This window comes from Streptomyces sp. NPDC031497, assembly GCF_055580905.1.
On sequence record NZ_JBVIKO010000002.1, the window covers coordinates 390,287 to 412,558 of the forward strand.

Sequence of the window (22,272 nt, forward strand, 5' to 3'; positions counted from 1 at the left end):
GCTGGTCTCACGGTGGTGTCGTATACGACATCGGTACGACACGGCCCGCGAGATGACGACATCAGCCGCGAGACCCCACACCGCTCCCCCCTCACCACGATCACTTCCTACACTGGTTTTAGAAACCGCTGTCGCAACCCTCGACAACCTCACACGCCACACCCGATGCTTCGTCATGGCATGCGGGGGGACGAGTCAACGCCGGTCCGGGAACCGGTGCTTGAGCCGCAACGGAGAGGTTGAGAAGCAGCCATGATCCGACGCAGAACACTCCTGGCCGCCGCGGGAGGCGGCCTCCTGGGCAGCGCCCTGGCCACCGGCACGGCCCGCGCCGACGCCACCATCGCCGTCAGCCCGTCGACGTCGTACGGCACCTGGGAGGGCTGGGGCACCTCGCTGGCCTGGTGGAGCAACGTCTTCGGCACCCGCGACGACTTCGCCGACATCTTCTTCACCACCAAGTCGACGACGTACAACAGCACTTCGCTCCCCGGCCTCGGCCTGAACATCGCCCGCTACAACCTGGGCGGGTGCAGCTGGAACACCGTGAACGGCGAGAGCATGGTGGCCTCCGCCAACATCCCCGCGTTCAAGCAGATCGAGGGCTACTGGCAGGACTGGAACAACGAGGACCCCACCTCCTCGGCCTGGGACTGGACCGCGGACGCCACCCAGCGCGCGATGCTCGTGAAGGCGGTGAACCGCGGCGCGACAGCCGAACTCTTCGCCAACTCCCCGATGTGGTGGATGTGCCTCAACCACAACCCGTCCGGCGCCTCCGACGGCGGCAACAACCTCCAGTCCTGGAACTACCGCCAGCACGCCTCCCACCTGGCCGCCGTCGCCCTCTACGCCAAGAACAACTGGGGCGTGAACTTCGCGACGGTCGAGGCCTTCAACGAGCCCTCGTCCTCCTGGTGGACGGCGACCGGCACCCAGGAGGGCTGCCACATCGACTCGACGGTCCAGGCAGCCGTACTCCCTTATTTGAGAAGCGAGTTGAACAGCCGGGGCCTGACCACCACCAAGATCTCCGCCTCGGACGAGACCAGCTACGACCTGGCCCGCACCACCTGGAACTCCTTCTCCTCCACCACGAAGGGCTACGTGGACCGCGTGAACGTCCACGGCTACCAGGGCTCGGGCGGCCGTAGGGACCTGCTCTACACGGACGTCGTGACCACGGCCGGCAAGGCCCTCTGGAACTCCGAGACCGGCGACAACGACGGCACCGGCTACACCCTCGCCTTCAACCTCCTCTACGACTTCCGCTGGCTGCACCCCACCGCCTGGGTCTACTGGCAGGTCATGGACCCGTCCTCGAACTGGGCGATGATCGCGTACGACGCGAACACGCTCGCGGCGGGCGCCGTCACCACCAAGTACTACGTGATGGCCCAGTTCAGCCGTCACATCCGCCCCGGGATGAAGATCCTGGACACGGGCGTGAGCAACGCGGTCGCCGCCTACGACTCGTCGGCGAAGCGCCTGGTGATAGTCGCCCTCAACACCGCCACCTCCGCCCAGACCTTCACCTTCAACCTCTCCGGCTTCACCACGGTGACCGGCGGCTCCGGCGGCCTGGTCCCGCGCTGGAACACGGTGACGACGGGCGGCGACCTGTACAAGTCGTACTCGGACACGTACGTCTCAGGAAAGACGGTGGCGGTGTCGGTCCCGGCGAAGGCGGTACAGACGCTGCAGATCGACGGCGTGACGATCTAGGACCCCCGGCGCCGGGGGCAGGCAGCCCACCGCCCCCTCCCCCGGCGCCACTACCGCAACCGAACCCGCATCTCCACACTCACCTCATCCCCCGCCCCCAGCCCCTGCGGCGTGCGCACGGCGTTCTTGAGCGGCAGCAGATACTCCCCGTCCCGGGGAAACAGAGAGGTCTCGAAGGCCACCCCGCCGACCGCCGCCCGGACGGGAATGACGCCCCAGCCGTACGAGGCCATGGCGGCCACCTCCCGAATCTCCTCGGACTCCGCCTCGGGTACGGGAACGAAGTAGTACGGCGCGGGCCCCCGCCACTCGACCACGCGCCCACCGAACGTGAACTCCACGGAACGACTCCCCTCGCAACCGACTGCCCCCCATCTCTATCTCTTCTTTGACACCGACGGGCAGTACGGTGTCGTTCATGCGCCCCGACACGCCTGCCGAGAACGTCGACCACTCCGCCGAAGCGGCACGCCTGGAGCGGACCGCCGGCCTCTATCCCGAGGACGCCGAGGCCCTGCTGCTCCAGGCCGCGGCCCACCTGGAACTGTCCGACGCCCGCCCCGCCGCGACCGCGCTCTACGACCGCCTGCTGTCCACGCCGGACAGCCTGGAGAACGCGCCGCTGGTCCGAGCCCTCAAAGCCTCGAACCTGTGGGAGTACGACCACGAGGCAGAGGCCCGCGCGATCATCGACGGCATCCGCGCAACGGCCCCCCGGGACCCGGCCCCCTGGGTGATCGTGGCCGAATCCCTCGAATCCCACGACGAGCTCGAGGCGGCGCACGACACGTTCACGGAGGCGGCGACCCTCCTCCTCACGGACGTGACGGAACCCCCCTACGCCACGCATCCGGTACTGATCGGCCGCCACCGGGTCCGCCGCATGCTGGGCCTCCCCCACGACGACTGGGACGCCCGCGCAGACACCCTCCACTCGTCCTCGATCTCCCTGGACGAACTCCACGACCCCAAGCGCGTGTGGTCCCTGGGCTCGGACAACCCGGCCGAACTGGAGGCAGAGATCTCCCGCCTGCGAGCGGAGCTCGGCACCTACCGAGAGGCCCTCTCCCGCCCCTTCCCGGTAGCGGTCCTGCACTGGCCGGCGGGCGAACTGACGGAACTCCTGTCGGCGTACCCCGACCTGGCCACGGAGTACCCGTCCCACCCCGAGCACCTCGCGACCATAGAGTCCTCACTCCGCGAGCTGTCGGCATCGGGCACCCCGAACCTGGGCATCGTGACGGGGACGGTCCCGTCGTACGAGGCCTTCGCGGCGTCGGAGGGCTCGTCCCCGGGCGACACGACGCTACTCCCTCAGTACGCGACGACTCTGGCGGCACGGGGGCGGGCTGTGGTTTGGCCGCCGCAGCGGACGTCGGAGTGCTGGTGCGGCGAGACCCAGCCGTACGACGCGTGTCACGGGGGTCCCACCTCCTGAGTCGACCTCTGTGCCGACGATGTCAGGGACGACTGCCTCCGTCATGGGCGTCGCCCGCGCGATCGGCCGGGTTCACCGTCGTACCGTCTACGGCGGTGAACCGGAGACTTCGCAGAATGCCGGCGACGACCGGGGCGTAGCACTTCTCCCAATGGGCGACCCGAGATGTCGATCCGTTAACAGCCTGCACGGCCCCTCTTGCCGCCGTGGTGGCGCTGTGGCCGTGCGGGTAGTCGACGATCGCGACAGCAAGCGACCCGAGTGAGAGTCGACCCTCGAAGAACCTCAAACAGTTGGCCGCGTACACCACGCCGACATCGCTCAGGAAGCACGAGACGTGCCGCATGTCCCCGGCCGCCTCGTCCGACGGCCACTCGTCGTCACTGACTGTGGCGACCGGCTTCCGCTCACCAGGGCGGACCGCCCCGGCCCACGCCATGCCGAATTCCCTGCCCAGAGGGATCTCCTGGAACTCCACCGGTAGGGAGAAGTCGACCCGTATCACTGCTCTACCCTCCCTGGCCGAAGCCGCCGGGAGGCGATCCGGGTACCGGTCCGGGAGGCGGTGGTGGAGGGCCCACGCGGCCGGCCCGCTGCTGGTCGTAGAGATCCACCAGCCGCCGGTTCTTCTCGTACCAGCGCCTCGTCAGCGAGGGGACGAGTACCGCCAGGACGGCCAAGGCCACGGCGAACAGCGCCGCCAGCACAACGGCTGCCACAGGCCCGTGGCGCAGCGCCCAGGCAACGACGAGGCACCCCACGCTGAGCACGGCGACGAAGACGACCAGGCCTCGGATGCCATTGGTCTCGTAGGCGGCCAGGCCTCGGCGTTTCGACGCCAACTCGACGGCGGTGAGGGCCTGGGGCGCTGCTTGTCCCGCGCCGGGGTCCTGAATCGCCCACGCCATGAGCAGCGGGCCTCCGGCGCGCAATCGGTCATGGGTCTGCGCGGCCCGTTGGCGAGCTGTCGGGGAATCGTTCCGCACGAAGACCAGGCGCATCGTGCTCCTGCTCCGTACTTCGGTCGCCGCGAGGTCGTAGCCGAACTCGAACGCGATCGCCGTGATCGTGTCGGACTGTCCCGCCTCCAGACCGCTCAGGCTGAACTCGACGCGGCCTCGCCCGTCGAAGTGGCCCGGAATCTCCGCTTCCTTCATCGCGATGCCGCTCCTTCTCCCGAGCCGCCCTGTCCTTCTCGCTTCCGGCGTGCCAGGCGTTCTCGAAGGCCACCAGCAGCGCCCCACGGGGAACGACCACGTCCTCCGCGACCTGTCGCCCGTCTTCCGGTGCCCAGTACCCGAGTGCGGTCGGATCCCCCATGAATGCCGCGACGGTGTCCACGAGGCCGGAGTCGGCGGCTCCGACGGCCAGACGGCTTTCGGCGGCCACGCGGGAGACGCCTTTGAGGGCGCCACCGAAGGGAAGCACGCCCAGACCGTCCTCGGCCAGCGTCCGGTCGGAGACCACGGCATCTCCGCCGACGGCCCGTGCCGTACCGTGCAGCACCAGCGCACCGAGCGAGAAGCCTCCCGAGGCGAGCCCGATCGTCTCCGCCCCGGCGAGGAGCAGAGGTGCCAGCGGGCCTGTCTCCGGAGCGGCGAAGGCAAGGCCGAGCGAGATCGCGCCGAGGGCCGCGCTGACGGTCGCGAGCACGTCACCGAGCGCGGCGACGGAGTTGGCATGCTCAGTGAGCCGCTCGACGGCATCGCCTGCCCCGATACCCTATTCCTTCACAACTAACTCACGATAACGTCATATACAACCAGCTGAACCGGCATGCCCGCAGGCGTCCCCTGGCATGTCCTAGCCCGCAAGGAACATCCGCATGCCGCCCTACCAGCCCTCTTCTGACTGGCAGTTCGACGTACCCACCAGTGGAAGCAAGCGGCTGCCTCCGGCGGCGCGGTCGTTCGAATCACTCGCGCACCAGGGCTACGGCTTCGAGGCGGCCATCGCCGACCTGATCGACAACTCGATCGATGCGGGAGCTCAGAACGTCGTCGTGAGCTTCCTGCGGGACACCGGTGAGCGAGGCGGCCGCGACCGTCTCGTCGGCCTGCTGGTCGTCGACGACGGCCGAGGCATGGACGATGCGGACCTGGACACGGCGATGACCGTCGGCGGGCGCCAGGACTACGCCGCCGGCGCCCTGGGACACTTCGGCGCCGGGCTGAAGGCCGCCTCCCTCTCGCACGCCGACGCGCTCACCGTGATCAGCCGGACCAAGCTCAGCCCGTCGGCCGGCCGCCGCTGGCTCACCGCCCGCGCGCAGGCCGACTTCACCTGCGACATCGTGGATGCGACGTACTGCCAGAGCCTGGTCGACCGTTACGACGGCGTCATCGGCTGGCACGGCACGATCGTGCGCTGGGACCAGGTCCGCGCGTTCGAGACCATCACGGACGGGCAGACCGACCGCTACCTCAACGACGCGATCGAACGGCTGGAGACCCACCTCGGTCTCCACCTCCACCGGTTCCTCGCCCGCGACGGCTTCCACATCGACATCGTGGTCGAGGATGTCCACACCCGGGAGGAGCTGGACCACCGGGGTGTCGAGCCCATCGACCCGTTCGGCTACCGCGTTCCGGGCCGCGCCGGTTATCCACGCACGTACATCGCGCCCGTGGAGGGCGTCGGCGACGTCACGCTCACCGCGCACATATGGCCGCCCAAATCGCCGCTCGTCGCCTACCGGGGCATCGGCCCGCTCGCCGAGCGCCAGGGCTTCTTCGTCTACCGCAACGACCGGCTCGTCCAGGCCGGAGGCTGGAACGACACCCGCAGCGCCGAAGGCCACCTGGCGCTCGCCCGTATCGCAGTGGACCTACCCCCCGAACCCAATGATGTGTTCGCCCTGACCGTCAAGAAGGACGGCGTCCAGGTCACCCCGGCGTTCGCCCGGGGACTGGAGAAGGCAGCGACCCCCACCACCGGACACACCTTCACCGAATACGTCCATGAGGCCGAGGCGACCTACCGCGAAGCCGCCAAGCGGCGTACCGAGGTCAAGCGCATGGCCGTCATCCCGCCCGGCAAGGGCATCGACCCGAAGCTGAAGCGGACACTGCGGGACGAACTGCCGCAGCTGGAAGGCGATGACCCCATCACCTTCACCTGGGCCAGGCTCGACGTGCCACCCGGCACCGACTCCGCCGACCTGCTCTTCACGATCGACCACAAGGAACGCCTGGTCCTCCTCAACAAGGACTACAGGCACGCTTTCAACGGCGGTCGACGTGGCGGCTCCAACGATGCGCCGGTCCTCAAGAGTCTTCTCTACCTGATGCTCAACGAGATCTTCCAGAAAGAGCGGGTCTGGGCCAATCAGACCGACAAGGTCGCCCTGTGGAACAGCGTGCTCGTCACCGCGGCAAGGGCGGAACTCGCCCGCGCCGAGGGATAGTCCCATCCCTCTCCCCCCCGCATCTTCCCGAACACCAGAGAGGCCACCCAGCCGCCGTGCCGACCGAGAACACACCCGTGCCTGACCACCTCACCGACCTCCACGGCGAGGTCCTCGACGCGATGAGCCGGCGCGGCCCCAAGCACTTCGCCAAGCTCGCCTTCGTGCTCGCCGACACGGACGAACCGTCGGACACGGACATGTCCCACTTCCGCGACCACGTCCTGGCCGCAGGCCCCGGCGACGAACTGCTCGCCCTCTGGCGCCGCAAGCTCACCGCATGGGACTTCGAACAGTCCCCCACGTGGTCCGCCACCGCACCTCGCACCCCGGGGCGCCGCGCCGAGATCTACGACAAGCTCGCGTTCGGCGCGGACCTGCGCAAGGCGCTCAACGCGGCCGTCCCCGTCCACGAAGAACCCGGTCCTGTCACCATCAGTCGCGAGTTCCAGCCCTGGTACACCCGAGAACAGGCGGCGAACCGCTCCTTCTACTGGACCTCGTACGAGCGGCTGCTGCGTCGCAAGGGCTGGAACGACGCGGCGGTCTCCAGCCTGGACGAAGCCGCCCATGCGGTCGTGGAGCGGCTTGCCGACCCCACCCGTGACGATCCTTACGGCGCGCGCGGGCTGGTCGTCGGCTACGTGCAGTCCGGCAAGACCGCCAACTTCACCGGCGTCACGGCCAAGGCCATCGACGCCGGCTACCGTCTGGTGATCGTCCTTGGCGGCACTCTGAATCTGCTGCGCGGCCAGACCCAGCGCCGCCTCGACATGGAGCTGATCGGCCAGGAGAACATCCTGGGCGCCGCCGATCCGAACGACCCGGACGCCCTGGTCGACATCGACTACCAGGACGACGAGGACTGGCCCGCGAAGTTCGTCTCGTTCGGTGCCCGCCCCTCCGTGCTCGGCGCTTTCGACATCGAACGTCTGACATCCCGCGACCGTGACTACATGACGCTGGAACGAGGCATCAGCGCCCTGGAGTTCGAGAAGTCGGACCGCACCCGTCCCCTGCACGACCCGGCGAACCTGCACACGGCCCGCGCCCGCGTCATGGTCGTGAAGAAGAACAAGTCGGTGCTGGAGAAGCTGGTCAAGGACCTCAAGAAAATAGGCCCGATCCTCGGCGAGATACCGACCCTGATCATCGACGACGAGTCCGACCAGGCCTCGGTGAACACGACCGACCCCAAGAAGTGGGAGGACGGCAAGGTCACCCGCACCGCGATCAACGGCCAGATCAGCAAGCTCCTCAAGCTCCTGCCGCGCGCCCAGTACGTGGGCTACACCGCGACTCCCTTCGCCAACGTGTTCATCGACCCGGGCGACGAGGAAGACCTGTTCCCGCGCGACTTCCTGATCTCCCTTCCCCGCCCCGCCGGCTACATGGGCGTTCAGGACTTCCATGACCTGGACTCCGTCGACGGCGAGGAGGGCGAGGCCGAGAGGAAGCATGTCCGGGGCATCTGCGACTACACGGGCGATCCCGTCATGGAGGCGGAGTCCACGGGCGACCGCCTCCAGGAGGCCTTGGACGCCTTCGTCCTCACGGGCGCTCTGAAGCTCTACCGCGGGGACCACGGCGTTCCCTCCGCCCCGTTCCGGCATCACACGATGCTCGTGCACGAATCGGTCCGCATGGCCGAGCACGCCGCGCTCGCCCTGCGCATCAACACCATGTGGCACAACGCCGCGTACACGGGTCCGGAGGGTCACACCCGCCTGGCGTCCCTCTTCGACAAGGACTTCCACACCCACGCGGACGGCTCCCTGCCCACTCCCACGACGTACGCGGAGCTCAAGCCGTACGTTTCTCAGGCCCGCCGCCTCATCAACCAGGGCGGCAGCCCCGTCATGGTCATCAACGGCGAGAGCGAGCGCGACTACGCCCAGCCCGACCTGGACTTCGACCGCACGCCGAACGTCTGGAAGATCCTCGTCGGCGGCACCAAGCTGTCCCGTGGCTTCACGGTCGAAGGCCTGACGATCACGTACTACCGCCGCACGACGCAGCAGGCGGACACCCTGATGCAGATGGGCCGCTGGTTCGGCTTCCGCCCCGGCTACCGGGACCTCGTGCGGCTGTACATCGGCCGCGAGGAACAACTCGGCAAGGGCCGCAACGCCAAGATCGTCGACCTGTACGAGGCCTTCGAGGCGATCTGCCGCGACGAGGAACTCTTCCGCGCCGAGCTGGCCCGCTACGCACCCCTGGTGGACGGCCGCCCGCAGGTCACTCCCGCCCAGATCCCGCCCCTGGTGGCCCAGCATCTGCCGTGGGTGAAGCCATCGGCCCGGAACAAGATGTTCAACGCGGAGCTGGTGGAGGTACGGTCGCCGGGTACGCCGATCGAACCGGCGGCGTACCCGCAGGACGCCATGATGACGGCGCGGAACGCCGAGCGCTGGAGGCCCGTTCTCGCATCACTCCAGGGGACTCCAACAACTTGCCTGCTGCTGCCAGATGACACTTCACCGCTGTCCCGTAGTTTCCAGGCAGCTACAACGGTGATCTCGCACGCCCAGCTCCTTTCCGTCCTCAGCTCGCTGGAGTGGGAGGACGGCAACGTGCTCGCCCCGCACCTGACCTACCTGTCCCAGCTCGACGGACGCCTGGCCAAGGTCGACGACTGGCTGGTCATCGCTCCGCAGCGCACGCAACGCAACCCGATCGAGGCGACCGTGCTGGGCCAAGGCCCCTTCTCACTGTTCCGCCGAAGCCGCCAGTCCGGAAAGCTGTCCTTCGGCCGTATCTCGGGCCTGGAACATCGTTTGTACGCCCAGCAGTTGATCGACCGGCCAGATTCAGCCTCCGCTGGCGACAGTTCCTCCGTACTCGGAGCGACTCAAGGTGTAGTCCTCCTGTATCCCGTCGTAGAGGCCGCTCAGGACGATGAGGTGAAGGCCGTTGCCGCGACGGGCACCGCGGCGGCTGACCGGGTCATCATGGCGTTCACCGTGATTCCGCCGAAGGCGGCTATCGACACGCAACGGCAGCTCGTGCGCTTCCAGGCGAGGGACTCCAGTCGTCCGGATGCGGTTATCGTCGATGCGTCCTGAGATACCACAGCTGCATGCCTGACGGATGACTCACCAACGGGGGACAGCATGCTTCCTTTCGAAGAAGCCGACATCAGAGCCGCTTCCTCGGTGGCCCTACGCCAGACGGCGTCCGGGCCGGATCCTGAACTGGACAAGGTCTACGAGCACATCAGGGCGCTCGACCCTACGGGCCGACGGTTCGCAACGGTTCTTCGCGACACGATCGACCAGTTGCTCAACGGCGAGGTCACCGGGCGCTACGACTGGAAAACGCTCTTCAAGACCGAGAAGACCCACGCAGGCACTCTGGTAGAGATCAATTTGCAGCGCGAGTTCAGGTTCGCGGACGGCGACGCTATGGACTACCAGATCGCCGGCGTCGACGTGGACTGCAAGTACTCCCAGCAGTTCGGCGGCTGGATGATTCCGCCAGAGGCGGTGGGTCACCTCTGCCTGCTGGCTTGGGCGGACGACTACAAGTCGCTCTGGAGCATCGGCCTCGTCCGGATACGCAACGAGTGGCTGAACACCGGCAACAACCGTGACCTCAAGCTCACGATCAAGGCTGGCCACCGGGACAAGATCAAGTGGATCTGGCATGACGAGGGTCTCCCCGAGAACGTGCTACTCCACATGGATGCCGCGGACCGGGACGCCGTGTTCTCAGCGAACTCGGGGCAGGGCCGCTTGAACGAACTCTTCAGGCGCGTCCAGAAGCGACGTATCGGCCGTAACGTGGTGCGCACGGTGGCCCAGCAGAAGGACTACATGAAGCGGGTCCGCGGCAACGGCGGCAGCCGGTCGGCACTGAGGGCGGAGGGCATCCTCATCATGGGGGACTACGCCAGTCACCGCGAGATCGCCGGCCAGCTCGGTCTCCCGCTCCCAGACGACGGCGAATTCGTCAGCGCCCGGGTGGTCGCCTCAAAGCCTCATCACGGAGACGCCCCACGGGTCTCCCTAGACGGGGAGCAATGGGTCCTCGCCCGGCCAGATGACCCCGTTGAGCCCGCCCCAAGCCTGCCTTCACACACCCGACAGGACTGACGATGCACGCGCCGTTCGCAACTGGCCTCCTCGGGTGGAAACGACTAGAGAAGACCGGCAAGCTCGTCCCAAACAACGCGGACTCCGACAGCAACACATCAAAGCTGCTTGCGCGGCATGTCCTTGAGGCGCTGGGGGTGGAATCCGATGTCGTGCTTCCTGACACCCCTGACAGCCTTGGCCCCGCACTGGAGCACGCGGTCTGCGATCATCTGCGAACCGCGCTCCCTCATCTGTCCCCGGAACGTGCGTGGCACGTTGATCACAAGAAGACCGTGGCCTACTTCGCACAGTATGAGCACTTGGACAAAGTGGCCGAAGCAGTACGCAAGAACGCCACCCTCCGTGTTGATCTCGGCCGCGATTACCTCATCAAGCCCGATGTCACCGTAGGCGTCACGCGTCCCGCGACAGAGGCTGCGGCCCGTCCACATCTGCATGCCGCGGTATCCTGCAAGTGGACAATTAGGTCAGATCGCGTACAAAATGTGCGCCATGAATTTCTCCAGATGATCAGACACCGGCGCGGTCGGCTACCCCATCTGGTGGTGGTGACCGCGGAGCCTATGCCCAGCCGGATAGCCTCAATCGCACGAGGGACAGGTGAAGCCGATGCCATCTACCACATCGCCTTCGGTGCCCTGAAGGCCGCGGTTGCCGCTGTCGGCAGCCGCCAGCAGAAGGACGATCTCAGCGAGATCATCGAACAGGGCCGCCTCCTCCCCTACGAAACGCTGCCGACAACTCTGTCCGGCTGGTAACTCACCTCAGATGACTACTCCCACCCCAGAACCAGATCCGTCACAGACCGCCTGGGTGCCACCCGAGGGCTCATGGGCGTCGTCCGCCGCACGCCGCCGCAACATGCAGGCGATCCGAAGCCGAGACACTACTCCGGAGCGTCTCATCCGCCGGCTGGTACACGCTCAAGGGCTGCGATACCGGGTAGCGGCCCGCCCGCTTTCAGACCTTCGCCGTACCGCCGACCTGGTCTTCCGGCCAGCGAAAGTCGCTGTCTTCATCGATGGGTGCTACTGGCACGGCTGCCCTGAGCACTACGTTCCCCCGAAGACCAATGCCGGCTACTGGTCCGACAAAGTAGCCCGGAACATGGCCCGGGACCGCGACACGGATGAACGCCTCCAGGAAGCCGGCTGGCTCGTCTTGCGCTTCTGGGAGCACGAGGCAGCGGAAGCATGCAGCGAGGCGATCTGCCGCACCGTGACATCCAGGCGCCAGACTTCACCCGGCGGTACGCCGAGCGCCGCTACCGGGCAAGAGACATCTTGAGCACACGCTGGGCCATGACGTTGTTTTCTGGTCGCATGAACTCATAGGCAATTTAGGAGAGTTCACGCATGTCGCGCGCAGACTGTGCATACCTGCGGACGGCTTCGGCTTCGGGGCGCAGGCCGCGAGTCGTAGACACGATCACCGCGTGAGCCACTTCCTCCGGGCTTGCCGTCACACCAAGGCGCCGCAGGACGCCGACGACATCCTCGGCTCTTCCACTCCGCTTCATGGCCAACAGGGTCAGCACGGTGGCAACTGCTCCGCAAGACGCTCCTAAAACTGCCCGATCCGGCACCACTCGCGCGGTCGGCCCCAAGCCACCGGATCATCCACCCCGCCTGAAACTCAAGCGGCTGACCGAGCACGGCAGCCTGGTCGAGACCAAGCAGGGATTGTTCGCCCAGCCGCGGTCGCAGCACCCCGGCAGTCCCCCGACCAACCAGCCCACCTCAGTCGACACGGCAATACGGGCATCCGCTCACACACTACCCTCCCTGGCCGCCTTACAGTTGGGGCACTACGAGGCTATCCCCCCTGGTAGTGCTGATGTAACATACTTAGCGAATGTGCCGATTTTGTGAATACGTCGCATGTTATAGATCTAAGTGCGGCCACAACGGGAGTCTAGGGTGGGAGCGCCGGGGGGCCGCACGCAGTTGAACGGGGTGCTGTTGTGCACAGATGAGGGACGCCTTCCGCTCCCCACTTGGGCAGTCTGGCTCGCTGAACTCGGTGCCTGGGCTGTGGAATTGGCAACGCAGGGCGTCAGGGGCACGGTCGCGATTTCCGTTCCCGCCCGCGAGTTCACCAGCGTCCTCGTTGGTTGCGGAGCGGTGTTTGCCGCGTTTGAGCCGCAACTAGACGCCTCTCCTCAGGGCTCACAGTTCAACAGCGCGGCCAGACTTAAACCGAGGAGCCATGTTGTTCGCCTCATCTCAACCCAGAACACCACTCGATTCGTGGGTATCCTCAACGAGGCGATAATCAAGAACAATCGCGAAGTTTACAACGTCGGCGGAGGCTGGATTCCGGCAGACAGATATCGAATCGACGTCCTCCGCTGGCCGGATAACCCCGTGGAGTTCATGGGACAGAGCCGCATCCTGGAGCACATTGACATTCCCGTTGATGCAGATGCCCTGTTCCCCGGCCCACCCGCCGACTTCTGCGGGTTCAGCGCCCTCCACTGCGCGATCGTCGGCAACAGCACAGCAATACAGGAGGAGTCCGAGACTCTCATCGCAACCTCGATGGTGAGCAAGCCGGTGCCACTCAGTGCTCTGCTCCGTCCCCGCACCGTCCGCGAAAGAGCGCGCCAGTTCCGCAGTGTGCTGCTGCCAGCGCGGGAGGACCCCGAGGACTACCGTGAACTCGTTGCCGGGCGGAAGCCCAAGGTTGTGATCCTGGACGGCGCGGCGACGGTCTGCCGGTGGCTCGGCGCGGGGATGGCACCGATCACGGTCGCGCTGGTCGAGCGCACCGCGCCTTCCGGCGAAGCGGCGGCCGAAATCCTCGACCGTTACCGCGCCAGGAGCCCACAGTATCTACCGCTTCCGGCGTACCTCGCCCGCGTTCCCGCTGGGATTGAAGTACTTGCATGGCAGAGCAGAGCGGGGAACCCATGACGATGCTAGAACAGATCGACCAGGTATACGCCTGCGCGGCAGAGTGCGAGATCTGGGACCAGCCCGTCGAGCATCCCACCGCGCGGGCTTTCGTCTTCGCGGCGACTGGCTTCTTGCGAGGGCTCGGCGAAGCCGCGGACTCCGAGCTCTGGCGATCCAGCGCTGCTCTACTGCGCCGGTGCCGGAGGTTTGTCTGCACGGTTCCGCTCCCGTTCGACCATCCACTGCTCCAGTTCGAGGCCGCTGTCGGCCAACTCAAGGCGACAATCGCTCGATTGGAGGGGGTCGCCGATCCCGGGCACGTGGAGCGGTTGCGGGCTGTGGTGCCAAGTCTTCGGGGCCTCGCCGCTGACAGCGGAGACCCGCTTGGTGACTGCACGCGGGAATTCCTGACGCTGGAGGATCCTCGTGACGGATTTGTTGTCCTGTCCGACCGCAGGTTCACCGACGCGGTCGCTGAGGCCATGGCGCTGAACGGCGTCGAGGTGAGGATCGGAACCCACGCCGACCTGCTCGGGCACGACATTTATGCCTCCGCTGTGGTCGTCGGATCGCCTACCTGGATCCACCCGGGTCTCCTGAACGCGCCCCGGACCGAAAACCTCGCACTCGTGCACTATGGCTTCTTCCGCGAGGACCCTGAAGTAGCACCGCTTCTGTTCGGGCCAGCAGCCAGTACGAACGTCACACGCCCCATCAAGAAGTCGAAGCCCTTCCGGTGCGGAGCCCCGGAAACTCCAGGACTGGGATGGCAGCCGGTGGAACCGGCGGACGAAGCCGGCCTGCTCACTGCCGAGGAGTGCTCTCCCAGCGAGGAAATCCGGGCTTCGTTCCCCCGGTATCTCTCGGCAGGAGGCCACGGTGGTGTTCCCGATCAGGTCGAGGCACATGCAGCCATCCTCGCGGACGGCTCGCATGTGCTCCTGCCAACGGACCTCGACGCCAGGGTCCTTTCGCTGCGGGCCGAAGACCTCCCTGACGTCCGGGTAGAGCAGGTCCCTGCGTCTTCGGTGAGCCGCGGCGACTATCTCGCGCTGCGGAATCGTCCCCACCACCAGGACCTCATGGACCGGGCAGACGCCATCCTCGGTCCGGACGCGGCCTCGCTGCGAGTCACACAATCCGAGTGGAAGAGGTGGCTGTGGGAGCGGACCGAGCAGCATCCGCGAGGCATCCGAGGCGTCGCTGATGAACTCCGCAGCCGGGGAGCTGTCACGGCCAACGTGGGCTACTGGGTCAGTGACTGGTGCATCCGGCCCAGAAGTAAGGAGGACTTCGCTGTCGTGCTGCGCTACCTGGCAGCCGACGCTGATGTCGACAGCGTCTGGGAACGGCTACGGCGGATCGACAGCGCCCACCGCAGTGCCGGGCAGCGGTACGCGGACAACCTCCAGCGGGCGCTGACCCCGGACAGAGTGGGGCGGCTCGTCGCGGCTGGTTGGTGCACCGTCAGGCTGACCGGGTCGGACAGCGAGACACTCGTCGCCCGCATTGATTACATACTGTCCGACATCCTGCAGGTCCCGCTGAACGCTCTCTGCCGTCTCCGCACAACGGAGGACTCCCGATGACACGAATGATCCCGCCGTCCTTCGACCCTGAGAGCACAAGCCCCGGGGAACGCGAGGTCTTCGAGCGGTTGCGCGACGATCCGGCCACGGAAGGATGGATTGCGCTCCACTCCCTGGGTATCGCGAGGCACCCCAGGCAGATCCAGGGTGAGGCCGACTTCGTGGTCATCGTCCCGGGCAGCGGCATCGTCTGTCTGGAAGTGAAGTCGCACCTGCACGTCGCTCGCCTCTCAGACGGACACTGGAAACTCGGCAGCCAGCACCCGGAGGCCCGCGGTCCCTTCAAGCAGGCTGACGAGGCGAAGCACGCGATCGCCGCGCAGCTCAGGAAGTCTCATCCCCAACTGCCCTCGCTCCCCATCACCTCCGCTGTCTGCTTCACCCACGCCCGATTCCAGGTACCCAACCCCACCGAGTGGCACAGCTGGCAGTCGATCGACACGGTCGCCTTCCGCCGCAACCCCATCTCGGCGCTGCTGCGAGGTGTCCTGAAAAGCCATCGTGAGCACCTAGCCGAAACCCCGAGTGCCCGTGCCTGGTTCTCGCCATCACACGTAGAACCGACTCCGGCGACCTGCACTCGGATCGTGGACGTGCTGCGACCGGCGTTCGAGTTCGTCGAGCCGCCCAAGATCCGGCGCTACCGTCGTCAGGAGGAGGTCGAGCGGTTCACGCGCCAGCAGTATCAGCTGCTCGACATGATTGCCGAAAACCCTCGCTGCATCGTGAAGGGGGCGGCCGGGACTGGTAAGACCTTCGTCGCCTTGGAGGCCGCCCGTCGGCTCGCCGCCGACGGCTCACGTGTGCTCCTCTGCTGCTACAACAACCTCCTGGGCCAGGAGCTCAAGGAGGAGACCGCCGATGACAGCCTGATCACTGCAGGCACACTCCACAGCTATATGGGAAAGCTCGCGCCGAAAGCGCGGGAGCAGCACCGCATGGGCGATGGCGACTTCTTCACTGAAGTGCTCCCAGAACGTGCCCTCGGCACCCTTCTTGAGGGGCTCCCGCTCTTTGACGCCCTAGTCGTCGACGAGGCACAGGACCTCATGCTGGACGCCTATTTGGACGTTCTCGACATGTCTGTCCGTGGGGGGCTCGGCAGCGGCGAGTGGCTGTTTTTCGGCGACTTTACCAACCAGGCGATCTATGACTCCGGGCATGCAGGAATCGGCCTGCTGAAGGACCGGACGGGTACCGGTTCCGCTTCCTTCACCCTGACGACGAACTGCCGCAACGTCCCCTCGATCTCCCAGTACGTGGAGGAGACCTCTCACCTGGACCCCGGCTACAGCGGCACCCTCCGCGCGGAGAACGACCGCGAGGCCGTACGCGAGTGGTGGTCCACGCCTGCCGAACAGGAGCAGCATCTGGTCAAGCACCTGGCCAGGCTTCACGCTGATGGCTTCGCCCCGGATGAGATCGTCGTGCTGTCGGTCCGCGGGAAGGGAAGTGCGGCAGAGCTGTGCACCGAACCCCGCTGGTCCCGACAGCTGACCCCGTTCGCCAAGCCGCAGAGCGGCTCCATCACCTACGGAACGGTCCATGCGTTTAAGGGACTGGATGCGTCGGCAGTGATCGTCACTGACATCGAAGAGATAAAGGACGCCAGAAGCGAGGCTCTCTTTTACGTCGCCTCGTCGCGGGCGCGCGACGACCTCACCATCATCGCCCGGGACACAGCGCGCTCTGATTTCCGACGACTGGTACTGGGAGAATGACCATGGCCGAGAACGACAAGACAGCAGGCCGAGACAAGATCATAAAGGCCCTGCGGGCCGAACTCCTTGGTCCAGCACCTGCCGGCAAGCCCCTGGACAGGTTCACCTTCGAGAAGAAGGAGGAGTCCTATGGGCCCTGGACGAATGCCGCGACCGGCGAGGAGATCCTGGAGCGCGACCCCCTGATCCGCTATGGCGTCGGCGTTCTGTACCCCGTCCTCGGCGCGACAAGCTCCAAGATCGCCGACCAGGCCATCGTGCCCGGCCTGACTGCCGAAGATACCGAGGGGCCACAGACCGGGGCGTGGGAAGGATCCTCGGGACGACTTGGGGCGACCTCTGACGACGCCGACTTCGATCTCTCCGGCGCCAACGAACGCCGGCCCACAACCATGGGCATCTCGTTCCTCCTGGCCCCAGAACCGCAGACCGGTCTAACGATCGAGGTGACCGGCGCCCGATACGAGCAGATCAGGATCGACCTCCCGGGCGGCGCCCGTCGCACATGGTGGACCCGTGTCCCGGTCAAGGCCGTGTGGCGGCTGACTTCTGAGCAGTTCCAGCAGTCCCCCTGCACCCACCCCGAGCTCACCCCCGCAGCTGACGAATCCACGGGGCTGGAGGGGCTTGCTCTGCGGCTGACAGTGAACCTGCGACGTCACGCTGCAGGCACCTTGACGACCGTCGCCCTCGTGAACCGGTCCACACCGGGCACCAAGGCGGTGGATGCCACATGCCTCTTCCAGACTGGGATGACAGCGACTCCTGAGAACAGCTGGCTCGTCCCCTACCCCGAGGGCACCGAAGCCGGAGCGCACCCTGACGACGCCTCCTTCCGCCTCCTCTACAGGCGCGAGCAGACGTACGCCGTTGGACATGGCTGTTCCGCCGACTGGAACGATCCTGATCTCGCGGGACGGTCGCGGTGGGCGAAGGCAGATCCGCTCCCGGAATACGAGACGCCCAGTATCACCCCCGACATCGTTCTCGAGGACGGGACGGCACTGACCGTCTCCATGAGGCAGCTCGCCGGGACCGAGCCGGGCGGCATGGCCCAGCTCGAACGGGTCCTGGCAGAGTATGCAGGCTGGATTGAGAGGCGCAGGGCACAAGCGGCGGAACTGGAAGGGGATTTCCGTACGACCGCTGAGCGGCACATGGTTGACTGCGCCAGGGCGTTGGAGCGCATGCGCGAAGGGCTGGAGCTAGTCCGCGACCCGGACAGCAAGATCGGCCAGGCCTTCCGGTTGGCCAACGCAGCCATGTATAAACAGCAGTTGCGCTCCGGCGCAGAGCTGCGCACCACCCAACTCGTCGACGGGCGGATTCACGTCAAGGGCGAACCGCCCAACGAAACGACCGCCGCACAGCAGGGACGTGGGGCATGGCGTGCTTTCCAAATTGCCTTCCTGCTCGCCGCGATCCCCTCCACCGCCGATCCAGAACACCCCGACCGCTCTGTCGTCGACTTGATCTTCTTCCCCACCGGAGGAGGGAAGACCGAGGCATACCTCGGCCTCTCCGCTTTCGCGATGCTGCTGAGGCGGTTGCGTGAACCCAGCGATGCCGGTGTCACCATCCTCATGCGCTACACCTTGCGCCTGCTGACGGCCCAGCAGTTCCTGCGCGCGGCTGGGCTGATCTGCGCGCTCGAGGACTTGCGTCAGCGGGAGGAAGAGCTACTGGGCAGCGAGCGGTTCTCCATCGGCATTTGGGTCGGCAGCGACTCGACGCCGAACAAGAACACCGACGCCGTCAAGGCATTGAGAACGCTGGAAGAAGGCCGAGACAACCCCTTTCTGCTCCTGCGCTGCCCATGGTGTGCCGCCCAGATGGGGCCAGTGAAGAGCGTTGACAGTCCCAACTCGGCTACCGGGGGGCGAGGCCGGACCCGGCGCGGAAAGCAGAAGGAGAACCCCGTCGCCGGTTACGAGGAGTACCGGGGCCGGGTCCTCTTCCAGTGTCCGGACACGGAGTGCCGGTTCTCCACCACCAAACGCCCGCTGCCGGTCTATGTCGTCGATGACGACGTCTACGAGTGCCGCCCGTCCCTTGTCATTGGGACGGTAGACAAGTTCGCGCAGCTCGCCTGGAACCCCCGCGCACGAGCCCTGTTCGGACTCGGGGAGTCTGGGCAGCGTGACTACTCGCCTCCAGAGCTGGTCATCCAGGACGAGCTGCACCTGATCGCAGGGCCTCTCGGCTCGATGACCGGCTTGTATGAAGGCCTCATCGAGGAACTGTGCACCGACCGGCGCGCAGCCGCCCCGGCTCCGCCGAAGCTCATCGCCTCGACTGCGACCATCCGCCGTCACGAGCAGCAGATCCGTGCCTTGTACGCCCGCGACAGGGTCCTTCTCTTCCCTCCGCACGGCATCGACGCGGCGGACTCGTTCTTCGCGGTATACGCATGTGACAAGGAAGGGAAGCGTCTCCCAGGGCGGAAGTACATCGGGGTCCACGCACCCGCTCTCGGCTCCATGCAGACCACCCAGGTGCGCTCCTTCGCCGCGCTTCTGCAAGCGGCGAAGGACGCTCCAGAGGACGAACAGCAGGACCCCTGGTGGACACTGATGGCGTTCTTCAACAGCCTTCGGGAGCTTGGCAATTCCCTGTCACTGATGCAGTCAGACATCCCCGACTACCTCAAGACCATCAACAACCGTTCCAGCGCCGACCGTACAGAGGTCCGATACCTCAACCGCGTCGAGGAGATGACGAGCCGGCTCCGTCAGGACCAGATTCCCGAAGCAATGGAAAAGCTTGCTCAGAAAGCTAAGGACGGCAAGGCCATTGATGTCTGCCTCGCATCCAGCTTGATCGAAGTCGGTATCGACATTGACCGGCTTTCCCTGATGGCAGTGGTGGGCCAGCCCAAGAGCACATCCCAGTACATCCAGGTCACAGGACGGGTCGGCCGCAAGTGGGACAAGCGCCCTGGCTTGGTTGTCACTCTCTACGGTGCCGCCAAACCACGCGACCGAAGCCACTTCGAGCGTTTCCGCAGCTACCACCAGCGGCTTTACGCTCAGGTCGAACCCACCAGCGCCACCCCCTTCGCGCCGCCGGCGCTGGACCGCGCTCTGCATGCCGTCGCCGTCGCGTATATCCGGCAGACAGCCGATCAGTCGCTTCCGCCGTTTCCCTTCCCTGCGGCCCTGTTCGACAAGGCTGAGGAGCTCCTGCGCGCCCGGGTAGCGTTCTGCGATCCAGGCGAGGAGGACCGCGTCGTCTCTGTCCTAGGCAAGCTCCGCAAAGAGTGGGCCAACTGGCAGCCGACCGACTGGGGAACGCCAGGAGGAACCGCCGTGCTCGGCAGCCTTATGCGGGCCACGGGCCACTACGCGGATGGCGACGTTGAGGCAAGTACTTGGCCCACGCCTACATCCATGCGCGGCGCCGACGCCGAGTGCCGCGCCGAGATCACGCAGCAGTACGCACTCGAAGGAGCCAGACAGTGATCCGCGGCAAGGTTCGGCGCTCTCAACTCGTCGCCCCCTTCGGGCCTGGGGCCATGCAGGTCCTCGCGGATGGCACCTCTGTCATCACTGCCGGCCTCGACCATTGGTTCGTCCCCGGGGAAAGGCTGGACCAGGAGGAGTTCCGCATCCGTGAGTGGCGACTGGAGAGTCACCTAGGGGTGGACGCCCTTTATACCCCGCCGGACTACCGGGACAACTTCAAGGCGAGCCCCGACCAGTACAACACCAAGCTCCAGGTCCCCGTCCTGCGCTTCCCTGCCTGGAGCTTCTGCCCTCGGTGCCGCGCCCTGACACCGCAGCCGCTACACAAGGCGGAACGGCCGCGCTGCACCAACCCGGACTGCTCCGGGCAGAAGGCGTCCTGGAAACCGTTTCTCGCGCAGGTGCCCTTCGTGGCCCTGTGCGAGCGCGGCCACCTTCAGGACTTCCCCTGGGTCGAGTGGGTCCACGAGTCCGCCAACCCGAGCTGCCGGTCACCGAAACTCAAGCTTCGGACCTCCGGCGGCGGCACTCTCGCCTCACAGCGTGTTGTGTGCGAGACCTGCCACAAGGACCGGGATCTGAAGGGCATCACATCAGTAGAGCACCCCAACCGGGAGCGCGAGCAGGAGACTACGTACCTGACCGCTCACCTTGAGGACGGGGCCGAGTTCTCCTGCCGTGGAGCGATGCCCTGGCTCGGTCTGGAAACGGGTAAGGAATCCTGCGGAGAACCGCTGCGCGGCAGTCTCCGAGGCGCGTCCAACGTCTACTACGCCTTGGTCAAGAGTTCCATCTTCATCCCTGAAGCATCCACTGCGGAAGTGGATCCCCGTGTGCTTGAGGCCCTCGAAGAACAGACCATTGCCAGGGCGCGGGCGAACGTCCGCGATGTCCTGGAAGACGGCGACATACTGACTGCAAGCCGCCTGCGGCGTGCCGCGAAGAAGAACGCCTTCCGTCTGGAGAACTTCACCGATGAGCAGATCGAGTCGGCCCTCGCGATTCTGGAAGGCCCGGCGGAGGCCTCCCACCAGCTGACGACCGAACCCGTCGACGACCCGGCGTTGTTCCGCCACCAGGAGTACACGAGCATTCGGGACACGATCGACTCGGCCGAACTCGTGGTCAGGGAGCCGGAGGGCGACCGCGCGAAGGATGTCGGAGAGCTGGTGTCACGAGTGCGCCTCGTCGAGAAGCTGCGGGAGACCCGCGTCCTCTGGGGGTTCAACCGGATCTTCGCCGAGTCATCCAGCCGGGACGCCGCCACCCGCACAGCCCTTCTGCGCCGCCAGACCCCTGAGGACGGCGAGTCATGGCTGCCCGCCTACACCGTGCTCGGGGAAGGTATTTACCTGGAACTCTCCCCGGAAGCCCTCGCGGAGTGGGAGGCCGACCTTTCGGTGCAGAAGCGGCTGGTTCCTATGGCCCAGCGGTTCCAGTCGGTGGCTGAGGACCGCCACCTCACTCAACGGCAGGTAACTCCTCGGCTGGTCCTGCTGCACACGCTCGCGCACCTGCTGATCAACCAGCTGACGTTCGAGTGCGGCTACAGCTCGGCGTCGCTGCGGGAACGCCTCTACGACTCACCTGGGCCTGATGGGATGAACGGGCTGCTCATCTACACCGCCGCTGGTGACTCAGAAGGCACCCTCGGCGGGCTCGTGCGAATGGGACAGCCCGAACGCTTCGAAGAGGTCCTGCGGAACGCCATCACCAACGCTCGCTGGTGCTCCTCTGACCCGGTTTGTATCGAGAGCCTCGGCCAAGGGCCGGATTCTTGTAATCTCGCAGCGTGCCACAGCTGTGCCTTGCTGCCCGAGACGGCATGCGAGGAGTTCAATCGCTTCCTGGACCGCGGGCTGGTCGCAGGAACTCTGGATGAACCCGAACTGGGATTCTTCAGCCGCCTCGGGCTTCCATGACAGACAACTGACG

At 66.1% G+C, this 22,272-nt stretch carries 15 protein-coding genes; 12 read left to right on the forward strand and 3 right to left on the reverse strand.

All coding sequences use genetic code 11. The features are described from left to right. The first annotated feature begins 252 nt into the window (after positions 1–252). Positions 253–1,725: a glycoside hydrolase gene (locus tag ACZ5K7_RS05080; protein ID WP_468910540.1), complete on the forward strand. Its 1,473-nt coding sequence runs from the start codon at positions 253–255 to the stop codon at positions 1,723–1,725. Between the two features lie 50 nt (positions 1,726–1,775). Here ACZ5K7_RS05080 and ACZ5K7_RS05085 read toward each other — a convergent pair whose 3' ends face one another. Then, positions 1,776–2,066, reverse strand: coding sequence for a DUF1905 domain-containing protein (locus tag ACZ5K7_RS05085; protein ID WP_468910543.1), 291 nt, complete (start codon positions 2,064–2,066; stop codon positions 1,776–1,778). Between the two features lie 77 nt (positions 2,067–2,143). Here ACZ5K7_RS05085 and ACZ5K7_RS05090 point away from each other — a divergent pair, with 77 nt between their 5' ends. Beyond that, a complete protein-coding gene (locus tag ACZ5K7_RS05090) occupies positions 2,144–3,163 on the forward strand; it encodes a hypothetical protein (RefSeq protein ID WP_468910546.1) in 1,020 nt (339 codons plus the stop codon). 22 nt (positions 3,164–3,185) lie between these two features. Here the strand turns inward: ACZ5K7_RS05090 and ACZ5K7_RS05095 are convergent, their stop codons facing one another. Together ACZ5K7_RS05095 and ACZ5K7_RS05100 are read right to left on the reverse strand one after the other, a co-directional pair. Further along, complete coding sequence (locus tag ACZ5K7_RS05095; RefSeq protein WP_468910548.1) at positions 3,186–3,668, reverse strand: hypothetical protein; 483 nt, start codon at positions 3,666–3,668, stop codon at positions 3,186–3,188. 4 nt (positions 3,669–3,672) lie between these two features. After that, on the reverse strand, positions 3,673–4,320 hold the full coding sequence (locus ACZ5K7_RS05100; RefSeq protein WP_468910551.1) for a hypothetical protein: 648 nt from the start codon (positions 4,318–4,320) through the stop codon (positions 3,673–3,675). Positions 4,321–4,988: 668 nt separating this feature from the next. On the opposite strand from ACZ5K7_RS05100, the gene ACZ5K7_RS05105 reads away from it, so the two are divergent. The 10 genes from ACZ5K7_RS05105 (at position 4,989) to drmB (ending at position 22,259) form a co-directional block, all read left to right on the forward strand. After that, positions 4,989–6,569, forward strand: coding sequence for an ATP-binding protein (locus ACZ5K7_RS05105; protein WP_468910553.1), 1,581 nt, complete (start codon positions 4,989–4,991; stop codon positions 6,567–6,569). A gap of 77 nt (positions 6,570–6,646) precedes the next feature. Then, positions 6,647–9,634, forward strand: coding sequence for a Z1 domain-containing protein (locus ACZ5K7_RS05110; protein WP_468910556.1), 2,988 nt, complete (start codon positions 6,647–6,649; stop codon positions 9,632–9,634). Between the two features lie 48 nt (positions 9,635–9,682). Continuing rightward, positions 9,683–10,663 carry a NaeI family type II restriction endonuclease gene (locus ACZ5K7_RS05115; RefSeq protein WP_468910559.1) on the forward strand — a complete coding sequence of 327 codons (981 nt, stop codon included), beginning with the start codon at positions 9,683–9,685 and terminating at the stop codon, positions 10,661–10,663. A 2-nt stretch (positions 10,664–10,665) separates the two neighbouring features. Then, positions 10,666–11,424, forward strand: a complete 759-nt coding sequence (locus ACZ5K7_RS05120; RefSeq protein WP_468910562.1) for an NgoMIV family type II restriction endonuclease — start codon at positions 10,666–10,668, stop codon at positions 11,422–11,424. Positions 11,425–11,434: 10 nt separating this feature from the next. Further along, positions 11,435–11,953: a very short patch repair endonuclease gene (locus ACZ5K7_RS05125; RefSeq protein WP_468910565.1), complete on the forward strand. Its 519-nt coding sequence runs from the start codon at positions 11,435–11,437 to the stop codon at positions 11,951–11,953. A 752-nt stretch (positions 11,954–12,705) separates the two neighbouring features. After that, a complete protein-coding gene (locus ACZ5K7_RS05130; protein WP_468910568.1) occupies positions 12,706–13,581 on the forward strand; it encodes a hypothetical protein in 876 nt (291 codons plus the stop codon). Then, positions 13,554–15,152, forward strand: coding sequence for a hypothetical protein (locus tag ACZ5K7_RS05135; RefSeq protein WP_468910571.1), 1,599 nt, complete (start codon positions 13,554–13,556; stop codon positions 15,150–15,152). Before ACZ5K7_RS05130 ends, ACZ5K7_RS05135 begins: the two co-directional genes overlap by 28 nt. Beyond that, positions 15,149–16,873 (forward strand): nuclease-related domain-containing DEAD/DEAH box helicase, encoded by a 1,725-nt coding sequence (locus ACZ5K7_RS05140; RefSeq protein ID WP_468910575.1) that lies wholly within the window; start codon positions 15,149–15,151, stop codon positions 16,871–16,873. The genes ACZ5K7_RS05135 and ACZ5K7_RS05140 overlap by 4 nt, the downstream gene beginning before the upstream one ends. Positions 16,874–16,875: 2 nt before the next feature. Further along, positions 16,876–20,334, forward strand: a complete 3,459-nt coding sequence (locus tag ACZ5K7_RS05145) for a helicase-related protein (RefSeq protein WP_468910578.1) — start codon at positions 16,876–16,878, stop codon at positions 20,332–20,334. Then, entirely contained in the window at positions 20,331–22,259 is a 1,929-nt protein-coding gene (drmB, locus tag ACZ5K7_RS05150) for a DrmB family protein (RefSeq protein ID WP_468910581.1), read from the forward strand. The genes ACZ5K7_RS05145 and drmB overlap by 4 nt, the downstream gene beginning before the upstream one ends. The last annotated feature ends 13 nt before the right edge of the window (positions 22,260–22,272 follow it).